The organism is Pandoraea sp. PE-S2T-3, from assembly GCF_002179965.1.
Classification (GTDB): Bacteria; Pseudomonadota; Gammaproteobacteria; order Burkholderiales; family Burkholderiaceae; genus Pandoraea.
Genome location: NZ_NGUQ01000018.1, coordinates 299,709 through 316,282, shown reverse-complemented (window position 1 = coordinate 316,282; position 16,574 = coordinate 299,709). Strand labels below are relative to the sequence as shown.

General features: G+C 64.0%; 13 protein-coding genes. 6 read left to right on the top strand and 7 right to left on the bottom strand.

Annotated elements, in window-relative coordinates; all coding sequences use genetic code 11:
• Positions 1-66 precede the first annotated feature (66 nt).
• Positions 67-429, top strand: a complete 363-nt coding sequence (locus CDV46_RS16815) for a MarR family winged helix-turn-helix transcriptional regulator (RefSeq protein ID WP_249277660.1) — start codon at positions 67-69, stop codon at positions 427-429.
• An 18-nt stretch (positions 430-447) separates the two neighbouring features.
• On the opposite strand, the gene CDV46_RS16810 is transcribed toward CDV46_RS16815, so the two are convergent.
• The 3 genes from CDV46_RS16810 to CDV46_RS16800 all read right to left on the bottom strand — a co-directional run bounded on the left by CDV46_RS16810 (position 448) and on the right by CDV46_RS16800 (position 4,474).
• Positions 448-918, bottom strand: a complete 471-nt coding sequence (locus CDV46_RS16810; RefSeq protein ID WP_087723738.1) for a hypothetical protein — start codon at positions 916-918, stop codon at positions 448-450.
• Between the two features lie 262 nt (positions 919-1,180).
• Positions 1,181-2,560, bottom strand: coding sequence for an MFS transporter (locus CDV46_RS16805; RefSeq protein WP_087689529.1), 1,380 nt, complete (start codon positions 2,558-2,560; stop codon positions 1,181-1,183).
• A gap of 369 nt (positions 2,561-2,929) precedes the next feature.
• A complete protein-coding gene (locus tag CDV46_RS16800; protein WP_441339340.1) occupies positions 2,930-4,474 on the bottom strand; it encodes a glucan biosynthesis protein G in 1,545 nt (514 codons plus the stop codon).
• 282 nt (positions 4,475-4,756) lie between these two features.
• Between CDV46_RS16800 and bglX the strand changes: the two genes are divergently transcribed.
• A complete protein-coding gene (gene bglX / locus CDV46_RS16795) occupies positions 4,757-7,078 on the top strand; it encodes a beta-glucosidase BglX (protein ID WP_087724150.1) in 2,322 nt (773 codons plus the stop codon).
• 11 nt (positions 7,079-7,089) lie between these two features.
• Here the strand turns inward: bglX and CDV46_RS16790 are convergent, their stop codons facing one another.
• A complete protein-coding gene (locus CDV46_RS16790; RefSeq protein WP_087723734.1) occupies positions 7,090-8,058 on the bottom strand; it encodes a LysR substrate-binding domain-containing protein in 969 nt (322 codons plus the stop codon).
• A 112-nt stretch (positions 8,059-8,170) separates the two neighbouring features.
• On the opposite strand from CDV46_RS16790, the gene CDV46_RS16785 reads away from it, so the two are divergent.
• Complete coding sequence (locus CDV46_RS16785; protein ID WP_087689523.1) at positions 8,171-9,271, top strand: tartrate dehydrogenase; 1,101 nt, start codon at positions 8,171-8,173, stop codon at positions 9,269-9,271.
• Here the strand turns inward: CDV46_RS16785 and CDV46_RS16780 are convergent.
• On the bottom strand, positions 9,238-10,629 hold the full coding sequence (locus tag CDV46_RS16780; protein ID WP_087723732.1) for an LLM class flavin-dependent oxidoreductase: 1,392 nt from the start codon (positions 10,627-10,629) through the stop codon (positions 9,238-9,240). The two genes, CDV46_RS16785 and CDV46_RS16780, sit on opposite strands and share 34 nt — an antisense overlap.
• Positions 10,630-10,848: 219 nt before the next feature.
• Here CDV46_RS16780 and CDV46_RS16775 point away from each other — a divergent pair, with 219 nt between their 5' ends.
• Both CDV46_RS16775 and CDV46_RS16770 read left to right on the top strand, forming a co-directional pair.
• Positions 10,849-12,003, top strand: coding sequence for an ABC transporter substrate-binding protein (locus CDV46_RS16775; protein WP_087723730.1), 1,155 nt, complete (start codon positions 10,849-10,851; stop codon positions 12,001-12,003).
• 80 nt (positions 12,004-12,083) lie between these two features.
• Positions 12,084-13,103 carry a GlxA family transcriptional regulator gene (locus tag CDV46_RS16770; protein ID WP_249277619.1) on the top strand — a complete coding sequence of 340 codons (1,020 nt, stop codon included), beginning with the start codon at positions 12,084-12,086 and terminating at the stop codon, positions 13,101-13,103.
• A gap of 9 nt (positions 13,104-13,112) precedes the next feature.
• Here CDV46_RS16770 and CDV46_RS16765 read toward each other — a convergent pair whose 3' ends face one another.
• Both CDV46_RS16765 and CDV46_RS16760 read right to left on the bottom strand, forming a co-directional pair.
• Complete coding sequence (locus CDV46_RS16765; protein ID WP_087723728.1) at positions 13,113-14,231, bottom strand: DJ-1/PfpI family protein; 1,119 nt, start codon at positions 14,229-14,231, stop codon at positions 13,113-13,115.
• Between the two features lie 90 nt (positions 14,232-14,321).
• Complete coding sequence (locus CDV46_RS16760) at positions 14,322-15,245, bottom strand: LysR family transcriptional regulator (protein ID WP_087689513.1); 924 nt, start codon at positions 15,243-15,245, stop codon at positions 14,322-14,324.
• 171 nt (positions 15,246-15,416) lie between these two features.
• Between CDV46_RS16760 and CDV46_RS16755 the strand changes: the two genes are divergently transcribed.
• Positions 15,417-16,523: an NADH:flavin oxidoreductase/NADH oxidase gene (locus CDV46_RS16755; protein ID WP_087723726.1), complete on the top strand. Its 1,107-nt coding sequence runs from the start codon at positions 15,417-15,419 to the stop codon at positions 16,521-16,523.
• The last annotated feature ends 51 nt before the right edge of the window (positions 16,524-16,574 follow it).

Here is a 16,574-nt window from a genome sequence, read left to right as displayed (position 1 = left end):
GCCATTGATCGACGGTTGCTGTTCCTGCTCAACGTCGGACAACGTCACGTGCAACGGTGGATCGACATGCGCGCGGACGACAGCGCTGGCGTGAGCGCGGCGCAGGCGGGCGTGCTCTTCTATCTGTTGCACCACGACGACGCGCTGGTTGGCGAAGTGGGGACGGCATTGCATCTGTCGCCCTCGTCGATGACGGGGCTAGCCAACCGCATGGTGAACGCCGGCTTGCTGGCACGCCACGCCGACGCCGTCGACGGCCGCGCCACACGCCTGAGCGTGACGGCGGCCGGTCGCAAAGCGATTACCCGTGCCCGCGAGGTGCTGGCCGAACTCAACGCGCGTTTGCACGCCGACTTCAGCGAAGCCGAACTCACTGTCGTTGCGCGCTGGCTGGGCAATCTGCAAACACAATTCCCGACCGACGAATAACGTCTGCCGCGCGCTCGCTTAGTGAATGGCGAGTGCGTTCGACTGGACGTTGGCGACGCCTGCGGCTACGTTCACGCCGATGTTGCCCGAGGCGCCCATCAATGCGCGCTCACCCAGCGAAGCATTCGTCGCGGCGTTGACCGTGGCGGCGTTGCGAATGTCCTGATGCGAGTTGATCAGCACATTGGACGCGCTGGCGAGCACCAGTTGATTCGATTGCGTGTTGAGCGCACCCGCGGCGACGTTCACGCCGAAGTTGCCATGGGCGTCACGCAAGGCGTCGGCCCCGAGCGTGGCCACTGCGGCGCCGGAAAACACGGCGTCGCTGGTAATGCTCTGGCGGTTGGAAATCTGCACGACGTTGGTCGCAACGGCACCGGTCGTATCGGCAGGCGGGGCCGCGAGGGCCGGGGCGCTGACGAATGGCACGGCGGCCAGCGCGATAGTGCTGAATACAACAGAGGCTAAGGCAGATGCGGAGCGCAACATGTCGTTTTTCCCCAGACCATCCGACGGGACGGATATCTGGTTATCGGCACCTGAGGTGCTCGGGTTGAATGATCTTCCACATGTCGCGCATCCGCCTCGGGCTATTGTTGTTTTGCCCCTGCACCAGGGTGTGGCACGTCACCGGAAAACGACCGGCATTCCCGTGCCAGTCGCGGCGCGATTCTCGCATGGCAACGCGCGTGCGCGCTGCCATGCAAAGCTGTGAAGCACCATTGAGTCCCGGCACCCTTGACGCGCGTGATTACGCAGGTTCCCCCGCGCCATTCGCCAATCCCCGCACATCGCTGCGCGCCGTCGCCGCCGCTTGCTGCTGCACCGTTGCCGATTTGCTGTGGTCGATGAGCAACACCGCAATGACAGCCACCACGGCGGGAATGGCGATCGCCATAAAGTTTTGCTGCAACGGCAGCGACATGCTCACCAGCACCCCGATCACGATCGGCGCCAGAATCGCACCGCTGCGACCGACGCCCGAGGCCCAGCCGATACCTGTGCCGCGCGCCGCCATCGGGTAGAACTGCCCCGCATAGGCGTACGTCACGATCTGCGTGCCGATGGTCGAAGCACCCGCCAGACCGACGAGAACGAACAATACCGGCGTCGGCACCTTCACCCCCAACAGCGTGATCGAAACCGCTGCCAGCGCGTACATGCCGACGAGCACGTACTTGATGTTGAAGCGGTCGGCGAGCCAGCCGCCGCCAATCGCACCGAGCATGGCGCCGAAGTTCAGCACGAGCACGAACGTGAGGGCCGAGCCGAGGCTATAGCCGGCGCTGGCCATCAGTTTGGTCAGCCACGAGCTGAGCGCATAGACCATGAACAGGCACATGAAGAACGCGACCCACAGCATGGCCGTGCTGAACCCCCGGCCGTCCTGAAACAGGCGCGAGAGCGGGGCAGCAGACTTGCGATCGCTCCCCGGCAAGGCGAACTGGTCACCCGCTTGTGCAACATAGGCGGGCGACAGTCTGGCGAGCACTTGCTTGAGCGCATCGTGGCGGCCGGTGCGGATCAGGAAGGGCATCGATTCCGGCAGCGCGCGCATCGCGAACGGCACCAGCAGCGCAGGCACCCCGGCGGCGAAGAACACCGACTGCCAGCCGTACGATTCGATGAGCCCCTTGCCGAGCAGTGCGGCGAGCATGCCGCCGACCGAGTAGCCCGAGAACATCAGCGTGACGAGCGTGCCGCGCAGCTTGCGCGGCGAGTACTCGGTCATCTGGGCCACGACGATCGGCATCACGCCGCCGATGCCGACACCGGCGAGAAAGCGCGTGATCGAGAAGCTGATCGGTTCGTGTGTGAGGCCCGCCGCAGCGGTAAAGAGCGAGAACATCAGCACGCAGATGGCAATGGCCTTACGCCGCCCGATGCTGTCCGCGACCATGCCCATCACGATGGCGCCGAACATCATGCCGAACAGCGCGGAACTGACCATGAAGCCGGCGCTGGTCGCGTCCACGCCCATCGATTTCATGATCGACGGCAGGGCGATGCCCGCGACGGCCAGGTCGTAGCCGTCAAAGATGATGATGAGGGCGCACCAGATCAGGATGCGGCCGTGATAGCCGTTGAAGCGGGCTTCGTCGGCAAGATGATGAACGTCGATGTGTCGCATGCGGGTGTCTCCGTAACAAATCGCCCTCCGTCGAAGTGCGGAGAGTCTTTCAGGATTTTTTTGACCGACGCAAGCGGCACGAGGCCGGGCTTCACGGGCGTCCTGCTTGCCACAAGCGGTAGGCCGCCAATGACATGCCGATGAAGCAAACCACCTTTCCGGAGGCCGGAAGGTGGCTATTTGTGCAATATTGTGCATGCAGTAAACGCGAAAAACGCCAACGCTGCAAGCCATATATTGCCGTTTAAGGGTTTTACATGACGGAACATTGCACTTAAGTGCATGTTTAATCGGGGGTGCCACGAGGGCAGGAGAGGGGTGGCGACCGGCCCGAAGGCCGGTCGCGGCAGAGCACGTCAGGCTTTCTGCTTACTGCTTGGCCACCGAGAACGGCGGCAACTGGTAGCTCCACGTCTCGCTCACGGCCTTACCGCCGGAGACGAGCGCGGCACGCAGCTCGGTGACCTTGGCCGGGTCCTTGACCATCACGCGCAGATTCAGGCGCATGCCACGCGTCACCGGGTTCGGTTGCAGCGTCTGCTCGATGATCGTGGCGTTGTCGCTCACGCTCACCTGCGGCGTGACAGCGCCTGCGGGCAGCGACGCGAGGGGGCCGCCGTCGAAGTCCACCACGAGGCCCGTGCTGCCGTCGAAATGACGAATCAGGTTGGCCTGCGTGATTTCACCGGCCGTGCGCAGCGTCTGCTTCACCCACGCGACATTGCGATCGATGATGCCGCGCTCGTTCATCGTCCAGTGGATCGTGTAATCGGCTTGCAGCGGCTGGCCCTTGGGCGGCAACTGATCGGGCGTCCAGAACGCGACAATGTTGTCGTTGGTCTCGTCGGCGGTCGGAATCTCGACCAGTTCGACGTGCCCCTTGCCCCAGTCGCCCTGCGGCTCGATCCACGCACTCGGGCGCAAGTCGTAACGATCCTTCAGGTCTTCGTACTGCGAGAAGTCGCGGCCGCGCTGCAACAGGCCGAAGCCACGCGGGTTGGTGACCTGAAACTGGCTGATGGCGAGATGGCGCGGGTTGTTGAGCGGGCGCCAGATCCATTCGCCGTTACCGGCATGAATCGCCAGACCGTTCGAATCGTGCAAAGCCGGACGGAAGTTGTACGGATCGCGCTGCTGGTTCGGGCCGAACAGGAACATGCTCGTGAGCGGCGCAACGCCCAGCTTGGTCACCGGCCCGCGCATGAACACGCGCGCCTGCACCTTCAGCACCGAGTCTTCGCCCGGCGAGAGTTCGAAGCGATACGCCCCGGTGGCGCGCTTCGAATCGAGCAGCGCGTAGAACACCAGACGCTTCTCGTCACCGGTCGGGCGCACGATCCAGAACTCGCGAAACGCGGGGAATTCCTCCGCGATGGGCAAGCCGGTATCAATGGCGAGTCCGCGCGCGGAGAGCCCGTAGACCTGTCCCTTGCCGATCACGCGGAAATAGCTCGCGCCGAGCACGCTCATGATCTCGTCGAGCTTGCCGGGTTCGTTGATCGGGTAAAGCACGCGAAAGCCTGCATAGCCCAGGTTATGCGTGGCGCTGCGGTCGAGCTTCAGATCGCCGAAGTCGAAACGGCTGCTGTCGTACTTGATCTCGCTGACCTTATCGGTGCCATTGCTTCCGACGATCTCGTTGATCTTCACCGGCGAGCTGAACTGCATGCCCTGGTGATAGAAGCCCAGACGAAACGGCGTGGATTGATCTTTCCACTCGAAGTTTTCGCGCTTGGGCTGGATCTTGATGTAGTCGCCGAACTGCATTTGCGCGAACGCGGGCGTGAGGTTGCTCGTGGGCGCGACGTAGGGGGTATCGGCCAGCGTTTTGGCGCGCGCGGTGACGTCATCGAGCGAGAACGCCTGCGCGTGTGCTGCACCCAGCAGGGCAACCACAGCCGAGAGCGCGGGCACGAAGGTGCGCGCGCGTTGGCGCCAGGACACAGCGAAGGGGGACAAAAGCACGCAATTCTCCGGAAAAATTGAGCAGAATCACGCCAAATCGCCCGCATTAATGAGCGAAACGCGAATGGCGGCGCACCACATTGTGGCAAAGTATCGGACTTCGTGTCGCGCACGCGGTTCAAATCAATATGGCAGTGCGCGGCTTCTGACGACAAGACGGGCGATGTTACCGCGCGGTTCAGCGCTGCGGGGCGGCCCCGTCGAGCTTCATTGGGACGCTATCAGATGAAAATGTTCACCGCGCTGGCGCTCGCGGCCGGCTTCGTGATGACATCGGCGGTTGCCGCACCTGCCACCCAACAAGATACGCCCGCAGTAGCGCTCGCCATGCCCTCGGCAGCGGCCAAGCAGGCGTTCATCGATGACTTGATCGCTCGCATGACGCTTGACGAGAAGATCGGTCAGTTGCGCCTGATCAGCATCGGCGGTGACATGCCGCAAGCCAAGTTCATCGAGGAGATTGCGGCCGGTCGCGTGGGCGGCACGTTCAACTCGGTCACGCGTTCGGAAAACCGTCCGTTGCAGGATGCCGCAGTCAAACAAAGCCGCCTGAAGATTCCCATCTTCTTTGCCTACGACATCGTGCACGGGCATCGCACGGTGTTCCCGATCAGTCTGGGGCTGGCGTCCAGCTGGGACATGTCCGTCGTCAAACAGGCCGCACGCGTGGCCGCTGTCGAAGCGAGTGCCGACGGTGTCGACGCGACGTTTGCCCCGATGGTCGACATCTCGCGCGACCCGCGCTGGGGCCGCACGTCCGAAGGTTTTGGCGAAGACCCGTATCTGGTTTCGCAGAGTGCGCGCGCCAGCGTGCAGGGTTTTCAAGGCACCTCCCCGGCCAACCCCGACAGCCTCATGGCGTTCGTGAAGCACTTTGCGCTGTACGGTGCGGTGGAAGGCGGACGTGACTACAACGTCGTCGACATGAGCCTGATGCGCATGTATCAGGACTATCTGCCGCCGTATCGCGCCGGTCTCGATGCGGGCGCGGGCGGCGTGATGATCGCGCTCAACTCGATCAACGGCACCCCGGCGTCGTCGAACAAATGGCTGCTGCGTGATCTGCTGCGCGGTGAGTGGGGTTTCAAGGGCGTGACCGTGAGCGATCACGGTGCCATTGACGAGTTGTTGCGTCATGGTGTGGCCAAGGACGGCCGCGAAGCCGCCAAGCTCGCTATCGAAGCCGGTGTCGACATGAGCATGGCCGACACGCAGTACCTCAAGAACCTGCCCGATCTCGTGAAGTCGGGCGACGTGCCGATGCGCGACATCGACAGCGCTGTGCGCGAAGTGCTCGGCGCGAAGTACGACATGGGGCTCTTCGCCGATCCGTACCGTCGTATCGGCGACGCGGCGCACGATCCGAAGGATGTGAATGCGCCGGTTCGCCTGCACCGTGAAGCGGCCCGCGATGCAGCGCGCAAGTCCATCGTGTTGCTCGAAAATCAGCACGGCACGCTGCCGCTGCGCAAGGCGGGCAAGGTCGCCGTCATCGGGCCGCTGGCCGATGCGAAGATCGACATCATGGGCAGTTGGTCGGCGGCGGGCAAGGCCGATCAGGCCGTCACGCTGCTTCAGGGCGTGCGCGACGCGCTGGGTACGAACGCGCAAGTGACCTATGCACGCGGCGCGAACATCACCGACGACAAGCGTGTGGTCGAGTACCTCAACTTCCTCGATTGGGACAACCCGGAGGTCGTGCAGGACAAGCGCACGCCGAAGCAGATGATCGACGAAGCCGTGAAGGTGGCACGCGGAGCGGACACGCTGATCGTGGCCGTGGGCGAGTCGCGCGGCATGTCGCACGAGGCATCGAGTCGCACGAGCCTGTCTCTGCCGGGCAGCCAGCTGGCGCTGTTGCAGGCGCTCAAGGCAACCGGCAAGCCGCTGGTCGTGGTGCTGATGAACGGCCGTCCGCTTGATCTGAACTGGCCGAAGGCAAACGCCGACGCCATGCTTGAGACCTGGTACAGCGGCACCGAAGGCGGTCATGCCATTGCCGACGTGCTGTTCGGCGATTACAACCCGTCGGCCAAGCTGCCGATCTCGTTCCCGCGCTCGATCGGGCAGATCCCGACGTACTACAACCAGTTGCGCATTGGCCGTCCGTTCACCCCGGGCAAGCCGGCCAACTACACGTCGCAATACTTCGAAGAAGACTCCGGCCCGCTGTATGCCTTCGGCTACGGTCTGAGCTACACCACGTTCGATGTGTCCGACGTGAAGCTCTCGGCCAAGACGCTCGCGGCGGGCGGCAAGCTCGACGCCAGCGTCACCGTGCGCAATACGGGCAAGCGTGAGGGCGAGACCGTCGTGCAGTTGTATTTGCAGGATGTGGCGGCGTCGATCGTGCGTCCGGTCAAGGAACTGAAGGGCTTCCAGAAGGTGGCGTTGAAGCCGGGCGAATCGCGCACGGTGCACTTCGACATCGACGAGAGCCTGCTCAAGTTCTACAACGCGAAGCTGCAATACGTCGCCGAGCCGGGGGACTTCAACGTGCAGATCGGCCTCGATTCGCAGAACGTGAAGCAGGCGGGCTTCGTCCTTCAATAAACCGCAAGCGGTTAATCACCCGTCGCTCGCACTTCCGGCGACGACATCAGACGGGCCTGTGGCTGGAACTCCTCGGCGAGGAATTCCACACAGGCCCGAACTTTTGCCGACGACGCCACGCGCGACGGATACACCGCCCACACGTTGGCGGGCTGCATCACGTCGGGCAGCACCTGCATCAGCGCGCCACGTTCGATGAGCGCGCTCACATCCCACATCGAGCGCAGCAGAATACCTTGCCCGTCGAGCGCCCATTGCACCGCCACCTCGCCGTGATTGGTCGATAGCGGCCCGGTCACTTTGAGCGACACCGCCTCGCCACGCTGCTGCAAGCGCCACATGCCGAACGGGTGATCGCGTTCCTTGATGACGATGCAGGCGTGGCCGGTGAGGTCGCTCAATTGCCGGGGCGTGCCGTGTTGTTCCAGATACGCGGGCGACGCGCACAGCACGCGATGGTTGTCCGCGAGCTTGCGGGCGATCAGGTGCGGGGCAATCTCGTCGCCGATGCGCACGTCGAGGTCGTAGCCTTCGGCGGCCACGTCGACAATCCGGTCGAACAGATCGAGGCGCACATTCAGTTGCGGATGCCGGGCGCGCAGCCGCGACATGGCGGGCGCGACCACGTGGCGGCCGAAGCCGAAGCTGCTCGACACCCGCAGCGTGCCGCGCGGCACCTGACGTGTGCTCGAGACGTCTTCGATCAGGTGATTCACATCATCCAGAATCTTTTCGGCCCACGCATAGACACGCTCTCCGGCATCGGTGATGGCGACGCGCCGGGTAGAGCGGTGCAGCAGCCGGGTGCCCAGATCGGCTTCCAGCATGCCGACGCGCTTGCTCACATAGGCGGGCGAGACACCCAGCGCCTCGGCGGCAGCGGAAAAGCTCGCTCGGCGCGCGACCTGACAGAACACGCGCAGGTCGTCGAGATTGGGATGACTCGGATGATTAGGATGGGGGCTGACGGGTTTATTCACAATTCGTGGATAGTGGATTAACCGATTGGGGGATTCTATCCGGACCGGAATGGAATAATCTAGCGGCATTCGTCCTAGGCCCGGACGTTGCCAACTATTAGGAGAGACACCCATGACCGACAAGTCCCAACGCCCCCTGCGCATTGCCGTGATTCCCGGCGACGGTATCGGCAAGGAAGTGATGCCCGAAGGCCTGCGCGTGCTCGACGCTGCGGCCAAGCGCTTCGGTATTGCGCTGGAGTACCAGCACATTGAATGGGCGAGCTGCGACTACTACGTCGAACATGGCCAGATGATGCCGGACGACTGGAAGCAGCAACTCGAAGGGGCAGACGCCATTCTGTTCGGCGCCGTGGGCTGGCCGGAGACCGTGCCCGACCATATTTCGCTGTGGGGTTCGCTGCTGAAATTCCGTCGCGAGTTCGATCAGTACATCAACCTGCGCCCGGCGCGCCTGTTCGACGGCGTACCGTCGCCGCTGGCCGGACGCAAGGCAGGCGACATCGATTTCATGATCGTGCGCGAGAACACCGAGGGCGAGTATTCGTCGATCGGCGGTGTGATGTTCGAGGGCACCGAGCGTGAGTTCGTGGTGCAGGAGTCGGTGTTCACGCGCCACGGCACCGAGCGCGTGCTCAAGTTTGCCTTCGATCTGGCGCAGCAACGCCAGCGCAAGCACGTGACGGTTGCGACCAAGAGCAACGGCATTTCGATCTCGATGCCGTGGTGGGACAAGCGTGCAGCGGAAGCCGCCGGGCAGTATCCGGACGTGACGTGGGACAAGCAGCACATCGACATTCTGTGCGCGCGCTTCGTGCTCAACCCCGATCGCTTCGACGTGGTGGTGGCGTCCAACCTGTTCGGCGACATCCTGTCGGATCTGGGCCCGGCATGCACGGGCACCATCGGGATCGCGCCGTCGGGCAATCTGAACCCGGAAGGCAAATTCCCGTCGCTGTTCGAGCCGGTGCATGGCTCGGCACCGGACATCGCGGGCAAGAACATCGCCAACCCGATCGGCATGATCTGGACGGCGGCGATGATGCTCGACTTCCTCGGCAAGGGCGAAGGCCGCGCCCGTGAAGCACACGACGCGATCCTCGCCGCCGTGACGCAGGTCATCAAGGATGGCCCGCGCACCGGCGATATGGGCGGCAAAGCCAATACGACCGAGGTCGGTCAGGCGATTGCGGCGGTCGTCTCCGCAGGCTGATCCGTCGCCGACTGCGCGTCACGTGGGGCAAAGTGCCGGTTCGGGACGGCCGGCACACCGAGATTCTCGCGGAACGTACGGCCTTCGTAATGCGTGCGGAACAGGCCGCGCCGCTGAAGCTCGGGCACCACGAGATCGACGAACGATGTGATGCCAGCCGGCGCGCTCGGAAACATGATATTGAAGCCGTCGGCCGCGCCCGTCTCGAACCAGTGCTGGAAGTCGTCGGCAATGGTCTCGGGCGTGCCGACGAGTACACGATGGCCCCCTGCCGTGAAGCGGGTGTACAACTGGCGCACGGTCGGCTGTTCACGCCGGATCCAGTCGACCAGCAGCTTCTGGCGGCTCTTGTGGGAGTTGGTCTCCGGCACGTGCTCGGGCAGTGGCACTTTGGCATCGAACGGCAGGCTGCCGAGATCGATGCCAAGGCTCGCGTAGCTGGCGAGGGCATGTAAGGCGACGGCCGGGTCGCGGTGTTCCAGCAGCGCGTCGTAAATCTCTTCGGCTTCGGCCTGCGTGCGCCCGACGATGGGCGCGACACCCGGCAGAATGAAAATATGCTCGGGGCGGCGTCCGTACTTGAGCGCCCGTGTTTTCACATCGGTATAGAAGGCGCGCGCGTCATCGATGTCCTGCGCAGCGGTGTAAAGCAATTCGCCCGCGCGTGCGGCCAGCTCGCGTCCTGCTTCGCTGGAACCCGCTTGTGCAATCACCGGCCAGCCTTGCACCGGGCGCGGCGCACTCAACGGCCCCCGCACACGGAAGTGCTTGCCGCGATGATCCAGTTTGCGCACACGTGCCGGGTCGGCCCATTGGCCGGTCGCCTTGTTGCGCGGAAAGGCATCGTCGGCATGGCTGTCCCATAGCCCCGTCACGACATCGTAGAACTCGTTGGCACGTTCATAACGCAGCGCATGATCGACATGATCGTCACGATTGAAGTTTTCCCCGCCGCCCGTCGACGTCACCAGATTCCATCCGGCGCGCCCGCCCGAGAGATGGTCGAGCGAGGCAAACGCGCGAGCCACGTTGTACGGCTCGCTGTAGGTCGTGCTTACCGAGGCGACGAGACCGATGTGTTGGGTCGCACCCGCCAGACCGGCGAGCAGGACGACCGGGTCCCAGCGCGGCGCCCCCGGGCTGTGCGCAAGCGAGACCGGATCGGTCGACATAAAGAGGTTGTCGAAGAAGAACAGCGCGTCGAAGCAGCCACGCTCCAGTTCTTGCGCGTAGTGCCGGTAGCGCGCGAATTGCAGGTGTGCGTCGGTGTCGGTATCGGGATGGCGCCAGCTGTCGCCTTGCACGCCGGAACCCGACATGTAGGCGCCCAGCCGGAGCTTGCGGGCAGGTTGACTCATGACGATTGGCGTCTCGCGCTCGGGGCTTTGGAAACGACCAAGATACTGAGCGCGGCGCGACGGCACAAACAACGAAATCCGATAAGCAAACCCGCATAAGCAAACGCGTTGCGTGCGCACTAATCATCGCAAGAATGGATGGTTGGGTGGCCCGCGCCATCTGCATAGACTGGCCGGTCCGTCCACTCTCATCGCTGCGCTCGCGCGTGGTGCCATGTCATGACGTACTCGCCTTCTCACCTCGCTTACACCGCCCACATCGCGCCTGTCGTCCCGTCCCTTGAGCGTCAAACGCCTGCGCCGGCTATCGCCGCACCGCTGCCGTCCCGTGCCGCGCTGATACGCGCGACGCTTGCGCAGTCGGCACGCAGCGATCTGGCGACGACGTTACGCAACCGGTGGCCCGCATGGCGTTCGCGCCTGCGCCGTGCGCTGGTGATCGGGCTGAGTGTCGCCGCGATTCTGCCGTTCACTGCTGTAGAGGCGCAGGAGAAGCCGGTGCTCGTCGTGGGCGATCAGGCTTTCAATGCGCAGAGCTTGTTCGAAGCTTCGGGTGTGCTTCGCGATGCACCGTACACAGTCGCATGGAAGCAGTTTCCGGCGGGCACGCCCGTGATCGAAGCCGTCAATGCAGGCGCGCTCGACATCGGCTTGCAAGGCGACGGCCCGGTGTTGTTCCTCGCCGCGCAGGGCGCGCCGATCAAGGTCATCGGTATCTATCGCGACAGCCCCGACAGCGTCGTGCTGCTCGCGGGGCCGCACACGCAGATCAAGACCGTGGAGGATCTCAAGGGCAAGACGGTGGCCATCACGCGCGGCGGCTGGTCGCAGCAACTGGTGCAGGCGGCGCTCACGTCGGCCGGGTTGCCGCTCGACGCCGTGAAGTATTCGTATCTGGCGTCGGTCGATTCGGCGGCGGCATTGCAGGCAGGCAAGGTGGATGCCACCGCCACATGGGAGCCGTACGTGTCGCGTTTGCGGCAAGCGGGGGCTCGCACGGTGGTGACGGCGCGTGGGCTGATCGCTGCACAGAGTTATCTGTCGACTACGGAGAAGGTCATCGAGACGAAGCGCGAGTTGCTGGGTGACTTCGTGCAGCGTTATCAACGGGCACGCGACTGGTCGCTCGCCGATTCGCGTCACATCGATCGCTATGCCGACGTGTGGGCGGCCAAGTCGCGCATCGATCCCAAGCTTGCGCATCAGTGGTTCAGCACGTCGCGCGTTCGCTACGAGCCGCTCACTGAAGCGTCAATCGCCGAGGCGCAGAAGAGTGTCGACGATTTCGTGAAGACCGGCACGCTTGCCAAGGGCTTCGACGTGCGGGGGCTGTTCGATCCGTCGTTCAACAAGTTCACGCAGGCGGCACGCTAAGGCCCGCATCGTTCTCGTGCGCTCGTTACAATGCTCGCCTGCGTGCGGGCATTGTCGCTCGCGTTTGCATGGGGAAATGCGTGACAGCCAAGGCTCGTTCCAACCACACCGCCGCTGATACCTCCGGTCTTTGCCGCCACGTCGTCATCATTGCCTTTGAAGGCGTGGAAGCCATTGACGTCGCCGGGCCGGCCAGCGCCTTCGCCAAGGCATCGCTCGCGGTGCCGGGGGCCTATCGCATCTCCATCGCCTCGCCACACGGCGGCAATGTGCACACCAGTGCCGGGTTGTCGCTTGCCGACACGCTCGCGCTGTCGACGCTTGGCGGCACCCTCCGTCCCGATGACCCGATCGACACGATCATCGTCGCCGGTGGCGAAGAGGCCGCGCTACGTCGTGCCATTCTTGACGATGGTGCTGCTGAATGGATGGCGCAGGCCGCGCAACAGGCGCGTCGCGTGGCGAGCGTGTGCACGGGGGCATTCGTGCTGATGGCGGCGGGGCTGCTCGACGCGCGGCAATCGACGACGCACTGGCGCGCTTGCGATCGTCTCGAATCTATGTGCACCGGCACGCAGGTGCAGCGCGACCGCGTGTTCGTGCGCGACGGCAATGTCTGGACATCAGGCGGCGTCACTACCGGGATCGATATGGCGTTGGGCATGATCGAAGCCGATCTCGGTCGCACGGTGGCGATGGATATTGCCCGCGACCTCGCGCTGTTTGTCGTACGCGGGGGAGCCGAGTCGCAAGTCAGCCGGTCGTTGACGCTGCAAAGCGGTGCGTCATCGCCGGTGCGCGATGTGATCGCGTGGATTGAAAGCCACCTCGACGGCGATTTGTCCGTCGATGCGCTTGCCGCTGTCGCCCGCATGAGTCCACGTAATTTCTCGCGGGCATTTTCAAGAGAGGCAGGCACCTCGCCCGCGCGATACGTCACACGTTCGCGCGTGGACTTCGCCGCGTCGCTATTGCGTCAGACGACGTGGACGCAGGAGCGTGTGGCGCAACGCAGTGGTTTCCAAAGCGTCGATGCGCTGCAACGTGCGTTTCGCGCGACGTTCGGCACGTCGATGGCCGACTATCGCCGCGAGGCATAACGGGGGCGGCTAGCGCGACGGCGGAACATACTCCATCGCGAGTTCCACGATATCGCGCTCGGCAGCACCGTAGCGTTGCTCAATGTCATGGAGTGATTGCCCGAACTGGGTCATCGCGTTGCGGTTCGGCGGCAACGCCAACGGGCGTGCAGCACTGGGGCGTAGCGCCGTCGTCACGAGGGTCAGGCCGCTGGCGAGCCGCACGCGGTCGGCGCTGTGCGTCGAGGCGGGGGTTGCCATGACGGTTGTGCGCCAAGTGCGCGACCACGCATCCGCGGTCAGCGCGAGCGCGATATCGTCGACCCCGTCAGCGACGGGAATGGCTAGCGTTTCATGTCGCCACACACTCACGGCGTTGCTTGCCACCGTCCACAAACGTCGGGCGTTCAATTGAAAACCCGCGCTCACATGCTGGGCCGACCAGTCGGTTGCGCCAAGCGATCGTGCCACGTCGAGCGCGCGGTCGCGGCCAGCGATTCCCTCTACGAGCGCAAGCGCAAGCGGCACGGATGCACTGACGCCAGTTGTCGTGACGATGCCGTTGTCGTGCAGATATCGCACGTCGGGCACATAGCGAGCCGAAGGGTTGGCGTCACGCAGGTCGCTGCGGTCGTACCAGTGGCCGGTGAACCGACGCCCTTTCAATAGCCCCGCCTGATTCAATACACGCGCGCCGGAGCAGATGCCCACGATCATCGCGCCGTGTGCCGCCTGCTGTTGCAGCCAACGGAGAACGCGCGGGTCGTTGTCGATATGCATGGCGGGCACGATCACGATATCGGCCCCTCCGGGATGCCGGGCGTCGAAGTCAGCGAAGGTGGTGTCGGGCACGACACGCAATGCAGGCATCAACGTGATATCGCCATCATCGACGGCCACCGCCTGCACGTTCTTGATTCCCGCACGTTTGAGTACGCCGTAGGGGACGAGGAAATCGGTGGTTTCCGTGCCCTCGTTCAGCGCGATGACGGCAATGACCGGATCGCGTGGCCGTTTCGACAAAGCGTCTTGAAGATCGCGCTGTGCGATGACAGCGGCATCCCGGTCGCCCGTGTCCGTGGCGGCAGGGGCAGTGTGCGAGAGCACGAGCGCGAGCAGGGAGCAGAAGATTACGCGAAGGCAGGGCATCGACGTTTCACGCGAAAGAAAGACGCCTAGCGTAGCGACGCGTCGATCTTCCCCGCAATGACATCGATGCCGCAGATTCTGCCAACCCGGCTAAGCGCTCGCCCGCTTTGCGGCGGTCAATGCGCCGAACGCACGCGGACGGGGTGCGTCCACCCGTTCACGCAACAACGCCACGGCACGTTGCGCGCGCGCCGATAACGCCCACTCTGCACGATGAATCAGCCATAACGTATCGACCACGGGCGGCCCGCAATCGACCACACGAATGGCGTCCTGCGAGGCGAACGCCTGCCGTGCGTACTGCGGAATCACGGTGAAGCCCAGCCCGCGCGCGACATATTCCAGAATCAGGCTGATCTGGTTCGTACACCCATGGCTCGGCAAGCTGCGCACGCCCGGATTGCCCGGAAAGCGGCGGCTGAGCAAACGCGTCGACATCGCTTCGCCGTCGGGGTGGTCGATATAGCCGATGCGCTTGAGATCTTCCCACTTGTGGACGTCGTCACCGGCAGGCACAACGAGTTCCAACGGTTCCTGCGTGAAGGGCGTGGCGGCAAGGCGCGGATCGTCAGGGCGCAGCGTGACGAGGCCCAGTTCGAAGTGGTTTTGCAGCACGCCTTCGAGCACTTCCCGGTCGGGCGCGAAGCGATGCCGTACCGCCATCGAGGGGGTGGCCTGCTGCATGTCGAGCAGGATCGGGCACAGATACAACCCGATGCTGCCCGGTGTGATGAGCGTGATTTCGCCGCAGTCGGCATTGGCGTCGTCGAGCCGCGAACGCAGGTGCCGGCTGGCGCATTCGACTTCCGCGCAGTAGGCGAGCATCGCGTGTCCCGCAGGGGTGAGCTCGATCGCGCGCGGACGCCGCACCAGCAGCGGTCCGAATTCGTCTTCGAGATGCTTCACGTGCTGGCTGACGGCGGCCTGTGTGAGGCCCAGCCGGTCGGCGGCGCGAGTGAAATTGCCCAGCTCCGCAAGTGTCGCGAAGGACTTGAGCCATTGAGGGTTGACCATAATGAAATGTTATCAACTTGATAATCGGCAGATGGTTTTCATTATAGCGACGACGGGCTACCATTGCTTGCGTCGGCTAACCCCGCCGAGGTGCAGGCCCCGGGATGCGATTCCTGAGTTGTCGATTCCCCGCTGGCCGCGCCGCTTTCCCCTCACACCGCAGAGCACACCATGTCCGCCTTGTTTTCCCCGTTTGAATTGAAAAGCGTCAAGCTGCGCAACCGCGTAGCGATTCCCCCGATGTGTCAGTACAGCGCCGTCGACGGCGTGACCAACGACTGGCACCTCGCCCACTACGCCGGACTCGCCCGTGGCGGCGCCGGGCTCGTGATCATCGAGGCCACGGCCGTGTCGCCGGAAGGCCGCATCAGCCCGGGATGTACTGGCCTGTGGAACGACGAACAAGCGCAAGGCATGGCGCGCATCGCGTCGGCCATCAAGGCCCACGGTGCCGTGCCCGGCATCCAGATTGCCCACGCAGGCCGCAAGGCCAGCGCCAACCGCCCGTGGGAAGGCGACGATCACATTCTCGAAGACGACCCGCGTGGCTGGCCGACGATTTCGCCGTCCGCCGTGGCGTTCGGCGGCCATCTCGGCAAAGTGCCTAAAGCGATGACGCTGGACGACATCGCCCGCGTGAAGGCCGATTTCGTCGCAGCCGCACGTCGTGCACTGGCCGCCGGTTTCGAATGGCTGGAATTGCATTTCGCCCACGGTTATCTCGCACAAAGCTTCTTCTCGCTGCACGCCAATCATCGCGAAGATGCCTACGGCGGCGATCTCGCCGGCCGTAGCCGCTTCCTGCTCGAGACGCTCGCGGCCGTGCGCGAAGTGTGGCCCGATCACCTGCCGCTGACCGCTCGTTTCGGCGTTCTCGAATACGATGGCCGCGACGAAGAGACGCTGGCCGAGTCGATTACCCTGACGCGTCAGATGCGTGAGGGCGGTCTCGATCTGCTCAATGTGAGCGTCGGTTTCTCGACCCCGGCGGCAAAGATTCCTTGGGGTTCGGCATTCCTCGCGCCGATTGCCGAGCGTGTGAAGCAGGAAGCCGGTATTGCCGTGGCGTCGTCGTGGGGCATTGACGATCCGCACGCGGCCGAGCGCGTGGTGGCCAGTGGTCAGATGGATCTGGTGATGATCGGGCGCGCGCTGCTCGCCAACCCGCACTGGCCGTATTACGCCGCGCGCGAACTCGATGTATCGCGTCCGTCGTGGGTGCTGCCCGCACCGTACGCGCACTGGCTCGAACGCTATCAGGTACAACGCGCGGCCTAAGCGTCTCGCTTCGCAAGCATGAAAAAACCCCCGCACGTCAAACGACGCGCG

What these genes read in the sequence shown, in the direction of transcription:
- CDV46_RS16815 (WP_249277660.1), top strand. Translation starts at nt 67, where the DNA reads ATGCGCGCGGACGACAGCGCTGGCGTGAGCGCGGCGCAGGCGGGCGTG.
- CDV46_RS16810 (WP_087723738.1), bottom strand. Translation starts at nt 918, where the DNA reads ATGTTGCGCTCCGCATCTGCCTTAGCCTCTGTTGTATTCAGCACTATC.
- CDV46_RS16805 (WP_087689529.1), bottom strand. Translation starts at nt 2,560, where the DNA reads ATGCGACACATCGACGTTCATCATCTTGCCGACGAAGCCCGCTTCAAC.
- bglX (WP_087724150.1), top strand. Translation starts at nt 4,757, where the DNA reads ATGTTCACCGCGCTGGCGCTCGCGGCCGGCTTCGTGATGACATCGGCG.
- CDV46_RS16785 (WP_087689523.1), top strand. Translation starts at nt 8,171, where the DNA reads ATGACCGACAAGTCCCAACGCCCCCTGCGCATTGCCGTGATTCCCGGC.
- CDV46_RS16780 (WP_087723732.1), bottom strand. Translation starts at nt 10,629, where the DNA reads ATGAGTCAACCTGCCCGCAAGCTCCGGCTGGGCGCCTACATGTCGGGT.
- CDV46_RS16775 (WP_087723730.1), top strand. Translation starts at nt 10,849, where the DNA reads ATGACGTACTCGCCTTCTCACCTCGCTTACACCGCCCACATCGCGCCT.
- CDV46_RS16765 (WP_087723728.1), bottom strand. Translation starts at nt 14,231, where the DNA reads ATGCCCTGCCTTCGCGTAATCTTCTGCTCCCTGCTCGCGCTCGTGCTC.
- CDV46_RS16760 (WP_087689513.1), bottom strand. Translation starts at nt 15,245, where the DNA reads ATGGTCAACCCTCAATGGCTCAAGTCCTTCGCGACACTTGCGGAGCTG.
- CDV46_RS16755 (WP_087723726.1), top strand. Translation starts at nt 15,417, where the DNA reads ATGTCCGCCTTGTTTTCCCCGTTTGAATTGAAAAGCGTCAAGCTGCGC.